Annotated in this window: 10 protein-coding genes; 8 read left to right on the plus strand and 2 right to left on the minus strand. The window is 35.8% G+C overall.

Annotation, left to right across the window (positions count from 1 at the left end; all coding sequences use genetic code 11):
* The first annotated feature begins 14 nt into the window (after positions 1–14).
* From A8143_RS06115 to A8143_RS06150, 8 genes are all read left to right on the plus strand, one after another.
* Entirely contained in the window at positions 15–1,370 is a 1,356-nt protein-coding gene (locus A8143_RS06115; protein ID WP_066757473.1) for a sigma-54-dependent transcriptional regulator, read from the plus strand.
* A gap of 138 nt (positions 1,371–1,508) precedes the next feature.
* The gene (locus tag A8143_RS06120; protein WP_066757102.1) at positions 1,509–1,925 is read left to right on the plus strand and encodes a response regulator; all 417 of its coding nucleotides are present in this window, start codon (positions 1,509–1,511) and stop codon (positions 1,923–1,925) included.
* An 18-nt stretch (positions 1,926–1,943) separates the two neighbouring features.
* Positions 1,944–2,489: a hypothetical protein gene (locus A8143_RS06125; RefSeq protein WP_066757103.1), complete on the plus strand. Its 546-nt coding sequence runs from the start codon at positions 1,944–1,946 to the stop codon at positions 2,487–2,489.
* Positions 2,490–2,526: 37 nt separating this feature from the next.
* Positions 2,527–3,063, plus strand: a complete 537-nt coding sequence (locus A8143_RS06130; RefSeq protein WP_066757104.1) for a DUF4382 domain-containing protein — start codon at positions 2,527–2,529, stop codon at positions 3,061–3,063.
* A 204-nt stretch (positions 3,064–3,267) separates the two neighbouring features.
* Positions 3,268–8,415: a T9SS type B sorting domain-containing protein gene (locus A8143_RS06135; protein WP_066757107.1), complete on the plus strand. Its 5,148-nt coding sequence runs from the start codon at positions 3,268–3,270 to the stop codon at positions 8,413–8,415.
* Positions 8,415–9,323, plus strand: coding sequence for a PorP/SprF family type IX secretion system membrane protein (locus A8143_RS06140; RefSeq protein WP_066757112.1), 909 nt, complete (start codon positions 8,415–8,417; stop codon positions 9,321–9,323). Before A8143_RS06135 ends, A8143_RS06140 begins: the two co-directional genes overlap by 1 nt.
* Position 9,324: 1 nt before the next feature.
* Positions 9,325–11,589 carry an OmpA family protein gene (locus A8143_RS06145; protein WP_066757115.1) on the plus strand — a complete coding sequence of 755 codons (2,265 nt, stop codon included), beginning with the start codon at positions 9,325–9,327 and terminating at the stop codon, positions 11,587–11,589.
* A 3-nt stretch (positions 11,590–11,592) separates the two neighbouring features.
* Entirely contained in the window at positions 11,593–12,144 is a 552-nt protein-coding gene (locus A8143_RS06150) for a SiaB family protein kinase (protein WP_139134280.1), read from the plus strand.
* On the opposite strand, the gene A8143_RS06155 is transcribed toward A8143_RS06150, so the two are convergent.
* Positions 12,131–13,276: a twitch domain-containing radical SAM protein gene (locus tag A8143_RS06155; RefSeq protein WP_139134281.1), complete on the minus strand. Its 1,146-nt coding sequence runs from the start codon at positions 13,274–13,276 to the stop codon at positions 12,131–12,133. The two genes, A8143_RS06150 and A8143_RS06155, sit on opposite strands and share 14 nt — an antisense overlap.
* On the minus strand, positions 13,251–13,997 hold the full coding sequence (locus A8143_RS06160; RefSeq protein WP_066757124.1) for a PPK2 family polyphosphate kinase: 747 nt from the start codon (positions 13,995–13,997) through the stop codon (positions 13,251–13,253). The genes A8143_RS06155 and A8143_RS06160 overlap by 26 nt, the downstream gene beginning before the upstream one ends.
* Positions 13,998–14,086: the final 89 nt, after the last annotated feature.

The following is a 14,086-nucleotide window of genomic DNA, read 5'->3' on the forward strand; positions in this document are numbered from 1 at the left end:
ATAACAAACCCCACATGAGCGAAAATTCCTTTTTAATCTACGTTGTCGAGGATAACGAATGGTACAACAAACTACTCGTACATACACTTTCGCTTAATCCAGACTATGAGATTGTTAGTTTTAAAAATGGTAAAGACGCGCTAAAAGAGTTGGAACGTGAACCAGATTTAGTAACCGTAGATTATCGGTTGCCTGATTTAAACGGTTTTGACATCATTGACGCCATAAAAGCAGATAGTCCGAGCACAGAGGTCATCGTTATTTCGGAACAAGAAGAAATAGAAACGGCTATCGGTCTTATGCGTGAAGGCGCTTACGATTACCTTGTCAAATCTAAAGACATTCGTGATAGACTTTTAAAGACTGTAGAACATATTCGGCAAAATTTAGGTCTACGTAGAGAAGTTCAAAAACTTCAAAAAGAAGTTAAGCAAAAATACACTTTCAAAAATTCCATCATTGGAAATAGTCAGCAGATGCAACGCGTTTTTGAGATGACACAGAAAGCGCTTAACAACAATATTTCTGTCATGATCAATGGGGAAACAGGAACAGGTAAAGAGGTGGTTGCAAAAGCAATACATTTCAACTCCAACAGACAATCAAAACCATTCGTGGCAGTGAATGTAGCTGCAATACCTGCTGAGCTCTTCGAAAGTGAATTATTTGGACATGAAAAAGGTGCATTTACCGGTGCAAATTCTCGACGAATTGGAAAATTTGAAGAAGCAGATGGGGGAACCTTATTTTTAGATGAAATAGGTGAAATGGACATTAACTTCCAAGCCAAACTTTTAAGGGCACTTCAAGAAAAAGAGATTGTACGAATTGGTAGTAATCAACCTGTCAAAACTAATTGTAGAATCATTGTTGCAACCAACCGTGATTTACTAACAGAAGTGAAAAACGGAAATTTCAGACAAGACTTGTATTACAGGTTAATTGGTCTTCCAATTGTGCTGCCACCATTACGAGAGCGAGATAATGACGTCCTCCTTTTGGCGCATTCCTTTATCCAAAGTTTTTGTAAGGAAAATGAAATGCCGTTAAAGCCGTTATCTGAAACTGCAAAAAACAAATTAATGACTTATACATGGCCGGGGAATGTAAGGGAATTAAAATCTGTAATTGAGCTTGCAGTTGTTCTAGCGAATTCTGAAAAAATTTCAGCCGACGATATCAGTATAGGAAATCCAAATGATGCATTGCCTGACGTAATGGGAGAAGAAATGACGATGCGCGAATATAAGCAACGAATTGTGTTAAAGTATATGGAACGTTACAATAATGACACAAAATTAATTGCGGAGAAACTGGCCATTGGCCAAACTACAGTATACCGATTACTTAATGAAGTTAACGATAAATGATTTTCATTTTGAATAATCTGTTTTCATTTTGAAAAATATCTTTCAGGGTGATTATTAGTTAAGCTTCTGTATTACAAACAAATAAATCCGCAAATGTAAGTTGGCATTTACTTCGCATAGTATTTTGAAAAAGATATTATGTTGAGAAAAAAAAATATAAAAATCGCCATTGTTGAAGATAATGTTTATGAAAACAAAAGCTTGACCAAATATGTATCTACCATTTGTAATCAGGATATCTATAAAGATTTTTCTTTCGACATAGCCTCATACACAACGGCTCATGATTGTATTGAAGAATTGGATGACGACCTTAGCATATTACTATTAGATTACTACCTGTTCAACCCGCACGAAGTAGAAACCTTAAATGGCTCTGACGTTCTGGATCAAGTTAAAAAGCACTGCAAAGAATGCAAAGTTATCGTCCAAAGTGAGATGACAAATGCGCAGACCGTAAAACAACTAATGCAAGACGGAATTCATGCGTATGTAGATAAAAATGTCAGTTCCATGAATCGAATTGGTGCTGTTATTCAAGACTTATTAAAATAAATCAAACAACCACATATTATGAAACATCAAATTAAAAACTTTTTACTTGCCGCTGGATTATTTTGTTCGATAAATATCCAAGCACAAAACCAAGTACATCAACAATTTATGACTCCTCCCCCTGCCTTAGGTACAAGTTACAACACTGCTATTGGATTAAGAGGTGGAGAAACTTCTGGATTAACCATTAAACACTTTTTCGGAGGAAGTGCTGCAATTGAAGGAATTATTGGTTTATGGCACCATGGCTTTACCTTAACAGCTTTATACGAGAATCACACCTCAGCATTTGGAGTTGCAGGATTAAACTGGTATTATGGTGCCGGAGGTCACTTTTCAGCAAGAACAAATAACAGTTACTATGGATGGGGACATCGCAGAAACGATTATTACGACAATGACAATTTTGGACTTGGTGTAGATGGCATAGTGGGATTAGAATTTAAAATTCCACAAGTCCCCGTAGCACTAAGCTTAGATTTAAAACCTTTCATCGAAGTCATTTCCAATGGCAGAATTTACGGATCTTTAGATCCAGGTATTGGTGTAAAATTTACACTTTAAACAATTCAAACTTTGAATCAAATCTAATAAAATAACGATGAAAACAATAATAAAAAGTTTTTATGCATGCGCATTTTTTGCCTTAATGATCAGCTGTAATAAAGAAGATAGCACAGCAAACTTAACAATCAAAATGACGGATCAACCTGGCAATTATGATACGGTTAGTGTAGAAATTATTGATGTTCAAATTCACTTCTCTAATGAGGATGATGACGAAAACGGCTGGGTAAGCTTACCAACCGAGACTGGTAATTACGACTTGCTTTTATTACAAGATAGTGTCACCACTATTTTATCAGAAGAAGCTGAAATTCCTACTGGAAAACTTCAACAAATGCGACTTATGTTAGGAACGAATAATTATATCGTAATTGATGAGGCTGTTTATCCATTAGAATTAACAAGTCAAGATAAAACGGGTTTAAAAATGAATCTAAATACAACTGTTGAGAGCGGAGATGAAATTGAAATCTTATTTGATTTTAATGCACATGAATCAATTATTAAAACTGGATCTGAACGATATAAATTAAAACCTGTAGTTAAAGTATTAGAAGTTGAGGTTAGTTAACACAACAAAATTCCGTCATGAAAAAAGAGCAATTAACGTTGCTCTTTTTTTTTACCTCTTATTCATCTACTAAATAGTACAATTAATCTAATATTTACCTAAAAATGGAAACAAAAGGTTTGAAACTTACGTAACTTTACACCAAACCACTAACTACTCATCGAAAATTCAACCTACAATTGATTTTCGATTTAATACAATGTCATGGCTAAGTATCTATACATACTTATAATTGGTATTTCAATTTTCTACTCTAATCTTTCACACTCAGGTGAAATTATAGTAACCTCTATTGCGAACAGTGGTGATGGAAGTCTGCGAGACGCAATCTCAGAAGCAGAATCAAATGACACCATAATTATAGCGGTAAAAGGCACCATTTTCTTAGATTCACCTATCGATTTCTTTGAGAAAAACAATCTCACCATAATTGGACCTTATCCTAAACATCTTAAAATTTCCCCTACTGCAGGATGCGCTGGTAACCTCTTTAACATAAGCCTTTCTTCAAACTTAAAATTTCTAGGAATTGGTTTTGACGATGGAAATTCCAACACTCGCCAGGTGAGAATTTCAAATAACTCCAGCGATATTCTTTTTCAAAGCTGTTTATTCCAAGATAATGCCGTAGACTTAAATGGCCCAGCAGCCGAAATAAGCAATTCAACCGCAACCTTTTCAAAATGTTCATTCATTGATAATAGTGGTGTTGATGGTGGTGCAATGTATATCACTAGTAACGCTAACGTTACTGTAATAAATTGCTCGTTTATAGACAATAGCGCAACATCAAGTGCAGGTGCCTTATACGCAAATAATGGTTCTACAGTTCAACTTTTGTTTTGTTCTATTTTTAACAATTCAGCAGCTATTGTCTCGGAAGCTATTAGAACAACCATAGGCACAACAATTTATTTAGAAAATTGTGCAATTGCTTTTAATGGTGGATTATTAGCAAAGCAACTTCATATGGAAGGTGATGTAATTTCTAATGGCGGAAATTGCATTCGTTTAAACTTACTAACGGAACTCACCGATATGCCTGCGGCAGAAGAAGGGGACTACACCTCGTTCCTTCTTTTCAATAGTGGTTTAAGGTCTGAAATGAAAGAAGATGGATTTGGTTTAAAGTATTATCCAATCATAAGCCCTACAAGTACGTTTGTTAACCGTAAACCTCATACTGAAACAACACCACTATATGATGGCAGGAATGCTCCCAGAATTTTAGGTGGTGGAACTAGTGACACTTATTTTTCTGATGCCGGAGCGATTGAATATTCACACCTCCGTGTGACTTCAAATTCACCAAGCTCGGGCACATCAAACTCACTAGGTTGGGCCATTTTGCCCGAACAACGAAAGGATACATTAAACTACATTGAATTTGATTTGAGCTCTCCAACACCATTAGAATTAATGAGTTTAATAACACTTGAAGGTGAAGGTTATATCATTGATGGATACTCTCAACCGAATTCAGTGATTCCAGGCCCTTCAATTGACGGCACACACCTCACTCCGCCTAATTTACCCATTGACATAAACAATCCAAGTTCTTCTGGGTTTGGCATCACACTGGAAACAGGAGCTGAAAATTCAGTTATACAAGGTGTAAGAATTAGGAATTTTGAATCATCAGGAATTGAAATAAACACTGATAAAATAAGTGTTTACGGATGTGAAATAGGTATCGACAATTTAGCCAACGAACAAGGTAATGGAAAATCAGGCATCCGTATTAATAGCGATAATAATCACGTAGGTGGTCGACAAATATACAAGAGGAACACACTGAGTGGTAATGGTTTGGACCTTGACGAAGAACAGGCAAACCTATCTATAAATGGAGATAACAACCTGGTATTTAACACCTTAATTGGCTGCCATCCTAACGGAACATCCCCTATTGTAGCAAGCGATACCACCGAAGTAGGTTTATACCTCAATGGAAACGGAAATATAATTGGATTAGCAAAATGGAATGGAGGAAACGTAATTTCCAAAAATAAAACCGGCATACTCGCGACTAAAAATGCTGTGAACAACTACATAAGATCCAACCACATTGGGACCGATTGGAATGGGATAATAACTTTAGGAAATAGCGCTGCAGGAATTCACCTTAATGGAGCTAAAGAAAATACGATTGGAGGACTTAAAATTGATGCTGCAAATATCATTACAAACAACGACGTGGGTATCGCTTTAAATTCTGACGTGACTGCAGCAACAAACAACCTTATAATTGGGAATAGAATTTTCAACAACACCCATCAAGGAATTGATCTTGAATACAATAACATTATTTTGGATAACGATGGATTAATCAATGCAACTGAACAAAATTTTGGTTTAGATTTTCCAGAATTAATTAAATCCGAAAGCTGTGACTCAATCGAGACAATTACTACGTATCAAGTAAGTGTACCTGCAGGGGAAAATTATTTAATGGAGTTCTTTTCCGTATCAAGTCCGGACCCAACAAACGGAGAAGGAGAATTTATAGTGGGCAGAGATACGATTACGGTAACCAGCAACCCCCAAACGTTTACATTTAACCATGGAGAACTACTCGAAACTGGTCTAACCCTAACCGCAACAATTACACAAATTGCATCAAAAAACACTTCTGAATTCGGCACCAATGTTGTGACTGCAATTATTGAAGGTGACCCCAGTTTTTTATATGAAGACATCTGTCCTTTTGAGGATGCCACTCCAATAGTTGAAGGAGACTTGGGAGGCTCATTTCGATTTCTTAGTGATCCTTTAGACGGAGCAACAATTAATCCTACAACGGGTATTGTTAGTGACGGCATTGAAGGAAGTAGCTATACAATTATCTACGGTTTTCCAGTATGTACGAACGAAGATACCACAACATTCACGGTAACAACAGTGCAAGAGGAATTTAGCTTTCCAGACTTTTGTGTCATAGGAGATGAAGCAGGAAGTATACCTGAAGCAGAAGATCCGTTAAACGCTAGTTACTCATTAATTGATGTTATGGATGATGCCGTTATCAATTCAACAACAGGATTAATTACAAATCCAACTGAAGGAACCATCTACACTGTTATTAATACCGTATCAATTGACGGTTGTACTGAACACGACACGCTGACTGTTGAGGCCATTTTGGTTAACGAAACATTCGAAATCGATGATTTCTGTTTTGGTTCAAATGGTTTACCATACGACATTGCCGATGCTTCAGGCACCTTCTCTTTCTCCCCTGATCCAATGGATGGAGTGATCATCAATGATGATGGTGAAATATTAAATGCACAGGAAAATGCCACTTATTTTATTAAATACCTGGTTAGCAATGAAGGCTGCACTGATAGCTTAATTCATGAAGTTAATGTTATTACACCCAATTCTAATTTTACTTTCGATGATTTTTGCCCTGGTGACTCTAGCTCTACTCCAATACCTGAAGAAGTTGGTGGAGTTTATTCATTTGAAACTTTACCTGATGAAGATGAGTCAATTGATCCAGTTTCTGGAATAATTTTAAATCCAGTTGAAGGAACTACATATCGTGTAATTTATGAAAACTATCTTGATGAATGTGCCTATTCAGACACTGTCGAGGTTCATGCGATAGAAGTGAATGAAACTTTTACATTAGAAGATTTTTGTTGGGAATCTGGATCAGATATTGCAAGTCCTGAAAGTCCCGGCGGTAGTTTCTCATTTGGCATTCCGCTACCAGCTGATGGTGCTAGCATAAACCCAACAGACGGACAAATTTCGGGAGCAACGGAAAATGAGGAATACACAGTAAAGCATACCATCACAACAGCAGGCTGTACTCAATCTGACAGTCTAATTGTTTTAGCTATTGGGGTAGATGAGAGTTTTATATTTGAAGACTTTTGCCCAGCTGAAGAATCTCCTGCTCCAATTGTCGCAACTGAAGGAGGCACATTTTCATTTGGAATTGAACCAACTGACGATGAAAGCATTAACGAATTAACAGGAGTATTATCCAATACAGTAGAAGGAACTACTTATAATATTGTTTATACCGTGACTGATTTGACAGGTTCATGCACAGAAAGTAGTCACGAAACAGTTAATTCGTTAGGGATTGATGAAAGTTTTAGTTTTGACAACTTTTGTGCAGAATTTTCTGGAATCCCCTCAGATATTGCGACTGCCGGTGGAGTCTTTAGTTTAATCAGTCCAATCATCGGATTAGCAGAAATAAATTCAGAAACAGGCGTGTTGACTGGAGCTGAACCCGGTGCGAATTACAAAGTCTCCTATACTGTCGGAGAATGTTTTGAAAGTGATACCATTACCGTATTTGCCAAAGGATCAGACACAGCTCTATTTACCTATTCTAACTTTTGCCAGAACTTAACTGGCATACCTGAAATTTCAGGAACAATTGGTGGTTTTTTTGATTTATTCCCCCTATTGCCCGAAATGGAAGCATCCATCAATGCAAGTACTGGAGAAATTAGCAGTATGACAAGTGGGGATTTGAATGTAAGATATATTTCACCTGGCTCTATCGAAACCTGCCAAGACACCCTCATTCAAACAGTTAGCATATTGCCAATTCCGAAAATTACTTCTGTTTCATCCACCAAAACAACCTATTGTGATACAAAAGACATTCAACCAATTAACATCGAAGAATATTCAAACCTTGAAAAAGTATATTGGTACACCAGTTATCCAGCTGGAATCATTGTCGATTCAAGTTTTAGCTATATTCCTGACACCCTTATTTTAGGTTCAAACATCTTTTATTTTGAAGGAATAAGTGCTGAAGGATGTTATAATTCAGTTGGAGAATTTTCACTCTTTCTTTCAGATACATCAGGCATGAAAGCAGGTGAAGATCAAAAAGTTTGCCTAGGGTCTCCTGTAACGATTGAAGCTTTTGGTGGAAACTCATACTACTGGAACACCACTGTACCCATTACTGATCCAACTGCGCAACGCTTGAATATTTTTAGCTTAAATGAACAACACTATCCTGTTGAAATAACTAATATAGATGGATGCATTGTGAATGACACAGTTAAAGTTAGCTTTAAGGACCAAATTGAATGTCAAATCGATATCTACAATGCTTTTTCTCCGAACGAAGATGGTAAAAATGATTTTTGGTACATCGAACACCTAATCAATTATATGCCAAACACCGTTTATATCTACAATAGATGGGGGAATGAAGTAAATCGAATTGAAAATTACGATAACCTTAATTCTTATTGGTCAGGTAAAGACAAATGGGGAAACGATTTAGCTCCCGACACATATTATTACGTTGTGATTACAGAAAATGAGGATTATAATCAAGCGGGGTGGGTACAAATTGTGAGATAATGAAATACATCATCTACATATCATTTTTATTGAGTTCTAATTTATATGGTCAATTAGATGCGCTCTACAGTCAATACACTTTCAATCAATTCAACATTAACCCTGCCTACGCAGGTTCGCGAGATGCGATGAACGTTAATCTAACAGGAAGAAGTCAATGGTTAGGTTTGTCAGGCGCACCTAACACGCAAAATGTCGCTATAAATTCACCGGCATCAAACTATAATTTGGCATGGGGATTTGATGCAACTCATGACCAATATGGACCATATAATCATTTTAGCGCTCAAGGGGCACTGGCATATAGATTAAGGCTAGAACGAGGCAACTTACATTTAGGACTTAGAGGGGGCGCATACAATCTTGTTCTTGATCATGCACAGTTAAAGTTTAGAGAAGATAATGACCAACTCGATAATCAAACAAAATACAGTTCAGTTGTACCAAACTTCGATTTTGGCTTATATTATTATTCGCAAAAGTTTTATGCAGGACTTTCTATTAATCATCTTACGGCTTCAAAGTTTCATTTCCAAGGCCTGAACAATGAACTATACCATTTAAACCAACAGGTGCACTTAATGGCGGGTTATGTTTTTAATTTAAATCCGCAGATTCTGTTAAAGCCGACTGTCTTAATAAGATATGCACAACCTCAAACAATAAGCACTGATTTGAACGCCAATTTTATGTTTTATCAAAGATTTTGGCTCGGTATTGGTACACGAAATTTAAATAGTCTGAACTTTTTGGGCGATTTATACGTAACAGATTATTTGAGGATAGGATACTCATACGATATGACACTAACCGAACTACAAAAGTTCGCAAATGGATCGCATGAAATTTTAATTGGCTTCGACTTTAACGTAAAAAAACCAATAGTAACATCGCCTCGCTATTTATAAGATGAAAAGAATATTGAACATATTATTGCTGCTCATTGCTAGTTCTTCAATTGCCCAAGTGTACGAAATTGAAGAAATTGAATACGTTGCAACGCTCCAAAATTTAAATGGAATTAATGAAAAAACAAATGAGTTTTCTCCTTACGTCATTGGCAACACCATTTATTTCACATCTTCAAGACCATACAATCAGCATACTATTGGGGAGAATAACTGGGATAAAAACGCCTATTTAAATATTTTTTACGGTCAATTATCGAAGGCTAAAAAGGGAGGGATGAATGCCCATAACATAAAATTACTTTCAAACAAGTTAAATACCGGTCAACACACTGGCCCAATTAGCTTTAGCCCTTCAGGTGACACGCTGTTTTTTACACGTGTTATACTCGTTGAAAAAGGGACGGAACCGGTTTACAGACCACAACTATTTGCAGCTATAAGAAAAAAAGGAAGCTGGAAAAAAATCAAACGACTACCCTTTTCCCTCAATGAAAATTCTTACGGCCACCCATCGTATGATCCCTTAAAAAATAGATTATATTTTACATCAGATCGACCAGGAGGAAAAGGAAAAAATGACATTTATTATGTAGAAAAATCGCCAAATGGATGGTCGGATCCAGTCAACGTTGAATATTTAAATACGGCTGCCAACGAAGAGTTTCCCTTTGCTATTGGTGGAAAACTCTTTTATTCTAGCGATAAAGCTGGAGGAAAAGGTAAGTTAGACATATATTATAGTTCCCCAGAAGAAGGATTATTTCCGCTACGTGTAGAAGGACTTAATACTCCACATGACGATTTTGGTGTAAGTGTTTTAAGTGATTTAAGTGCTGGTTATTTCTCTTCCAATCGAACTGGTAATGATGATATATATTACTTTACTTTTGACCGAACAATAACAGTCAAAAACCAGCTTTCGGGTGAATTTAAATATAATTCTAAACCCGGAAATCCTGCCAAGCTTACGGTACAACTTGTCAGTGATCAAGAGTTTGTTTACGAAGAAAAAACAAATGACGAAGGTAAATTTAAATTTGATGATATTGAACTAGACAGTAATTTCACATTTCAACTTGAGGGAGATTCAACAAATGATTTAAAACTAGATTTTTATGATGACAATGGCAACCCGCTAGCTAGTTTTTTATTGGGAGAAGACGGTGCGTTTACATTTAAAAAACTCTATTATGATAAGAGTAGTATTCTAAATTTTATTCCTGAGGATATGATTGATTTTGATGCTGGATTTGCAAAGTTATCAGGTAAAGTACTGAGTGAAAATAGACCTAACAAACCCTATACCAACCTCCAAATCAACTTAAAAAATAAAAATGGGGAAATTACACATACCACTAAAAGTGACAAACATGGAAACTTCGTCTTCAATGATTTAAATATTTTTGAAGATTATTATGTCGATATTCCCGCATGCGCTGATGACCTTTTAATTTTCATCTACAGTTCGGATGACAATATCTATACTCAACTAAAATGTAGCAGTAATGATGGGTTCGTTTTTAGAAAATTAAGACCCGACATCGGAAACCCTTTAACGCTAATTGAAGAAACAAAAGAAAATGATTTTCTCTTGAACACGGCTGAATTAGTTGGTAAATTCCGACCTCTTAATTCTACAACACCAATTCAATGTTTAGTAAAAGTTTACGATGATGAAAATATATTTTTAGATGCTGTAGAATCTGACAAACTTGGTAATTTTAGATTCACCGATTTTAGCAGCGAAAACACCTATAAGTTTAAAGCTGAGACACATATACCTCTAGAACTATCCCTTTACAACCGTTACAACCGTGAAATCGCTGTATTGCAAGAAGAAGATAACAACTATTTTATTTTCAGACCTATGGGATTTCATGCAACAAATTCATTATCTTTATTGGAACCAGGGGTAGAGTTTGAGATTGATTTGCTAAACCGATATGAAGCAATTCTCGTTCACTTTAACACCAATCAATCAGCAGTGATGAATGAAGAGATAGAACGAATGAAGCCTTTAATTAAAATATTAAAAAATCATCCTGAACTTAAACTTTCAATAAGTGCTTATGCTGATGCCACTGCATCGGAAGAGTACAACTTTATCCTTTCCAAAAAAAGAGGAGAGTGGATACTTAATTATTTAACAAACCAAGGTATAAGCAAAAATAGGTTTACCATTAATGCTTATGGCGAATCAAAACTGCTCGATCCAGAGAACGATGCAGTAAATCGTCGTGCCGAACTAAGATTATACAAATAGATTATGGAGGACAACCTCGACTATCTTTCAACTTTTCACGACAGCAATGACACGGGTCGGGTAATGCTTGTTTATGATGGCGTTATGACCAAAGAGTTGATTGCTGCATTTATAAATCGTTTAAAAATTGACATTGAAAGAACCCATGTTTCAAAGCAGGAAAAAAAACGCTTTTTTGCGATTGTTGTTGAATGCATTCAAAACTTATCGAAACACGGTAATGTTTCAGAGCAAAATAACACCAAATTTCTAATTCTTGTGGAAAAGGAAGTGGACCAACTAAAAATCTCAACCGGAAATACAGTAGACAAGGATAAACAACATGAAATTGCAGAGCGAATTGACCTTGTTAATAGCAAAAATCAAGAAGAATTACAGGAATTGTATCGCCATGGAATTGTGAATAATGTTTTAACAGACAAAGGCGAAGCAAGCCTAGGCTTAATTGATATTGCTAGAAAATCCGATGATAAAATCAAATATCAATTCCAAGAAATTGATGCGCAAAAATCATTCTTCCTTTTTCAAACACAAATTCTGACTAATAAAGATTAAAATCTAATCCCTTCTCTTCTCTCATTCTATCTAATACTTGTGTTTCCTTCACAAAAGCTCCAAAATGTTGTGAAAGATCTTCAGCCCACATAAACCCAAGAATTGCTTTAAACTGCTCCCCCATATTTTGAGATTCGATTTTTTCAATAAACTGATTAAACTCTATCGTAATCTTTTCCTTACGTGCGACTGGTAGCGCTTTGACATTATAATAATAAGGGCGCTCTAGCACATTAATATAAAATTCTTCAGGCTGAATGATACTCTCATTAATCAATGTTTGATAAAATACAGGTAAATGATCAATATTCAAGATTGAAACGGTTGGCGCTACTTTAAAAGAAATATGAGGATACTTCCTCAAAGCCTCCCTATTCTTACTGAATCGTTCCCAAATAAACTCTTTTCGAATGTATTCTCCTCTCTTTCCTTCTCCATCAACACTAGCTAAAATTTCTACTTCCGGAAATGCTTCCCACATTTTCAGAACATCCCACTGCTTAAAATGCATGACTGAAAAGTTACTATTGTAACGTAACCTTGGTTTTACTTTATTTGCTATTAACCATTCTAATAAGAGATAATGCTGCTCCATCACTAATGGCTCACCTCCAGCGAAATAAATTTCTTGGGCGTTTTGTAAATAAGGCCCCATTTTTTGAATAAAAACATCAAAGTCTTCTACATTCTTTAAAATCGCTTCGTGTCCTATCGCTCTACCCAGTTCATTTGCTTCTTTAAACCACTTTGAGCTTGCTCCATGCCAACATGTTCTACAACGAAAATTGCAAATGTTTGAAAAACGAATATCAAAATAAATTGGTCCTTTTGACTGATGGACGTCGAACCCAGGAAATTTTTCAAATGTTTCTTGTCTTATACTCTTAACACCACCTGCCTCACGTTGTATACAAACTTTGCAACGTGAATCAGATTCACCATCCATGAATTTTTCTCTTAATTTTTGGATCGATTTTCCATTCCATATTTCATCAAAGTCATTCGAATTAATGTTACCAAAAGGTATATTTCCTACACAACACGCGTTTACCACTCCCTTATTTCCAACATGAAAATGAACCCAAGGCATCAAGCAATATGGAGACCTATTTTTTGAATCGTTCTGTTTCAAGTCCTGGCCATTTTGAATTTAACCCCTTTAACGTATCCAATAAAACGTTCGCAATATAATTTACTTTTACCCAATTTCTATCAGAAGGAACAATATGCCAAGGCACCTCATTGCATCTTTTAAAAATCTCTTCATAAACATTCATATAACTCTCCCACTTCTTTCTGGACTCCCAATCACCATCATTATGTTTCCAATGTTTTTCAGGATTTTCTAATCGTTCAGTTAATCGTTCAAGTTGCTCGTGTTTTGAAATATGCAAATAGAATTTTAAAATCTTTGTGCCGCCATCCTCTAAAAGTCGTTCAAAATTATTAATGTGATCGAAACGAGCATTAATTGTCTCTTTAGAAAAATATCCTTCAACACTAGGAACTAAAATATCCTCATAATGCGAACGGTTAAAAATGTGAATCATTCCCTTTTGCGGGACTCTTTTATGAACTCGCCATAAAAAATCATGACCAAACTCTTCTTCCGTTGGTTTTTTAAAAGCATGAACTTTACAACCCAATGGGTTAACAGCACTAAATATTGAACGTATTGCTCCATCTTTACCTGCAGCATCCAATCCTTGTAACACAATTAAAACACTGTGTTTCTGCTCGGCATAAAGCAATCGTTGCAACCGAGCAATCTCCTCAATTAATTGATCATTTACTTGCTTTATAGCTTTTTTGTCCAAATCTTTTGGACCACGTGGATCGATACCGTTCAACATACATGACAAGATTTAGTACAATTTAATCACTTTTTTTAGTTTTTTGAAGACTGACAACAGAATTAGGTTGTAAAAGTACTATTTTTATA

The sequence above is a fragment of the Crocinitomix algicola genome (assembly GCF_001661595.2).
Classification (GTDB): domain Bacteria; phylum Bacteroidota; class Bacteroidia; order Flavobacteriales_D; family Crocinitomicaceae; genus Crocinitomix; species Crocinitomix algicola.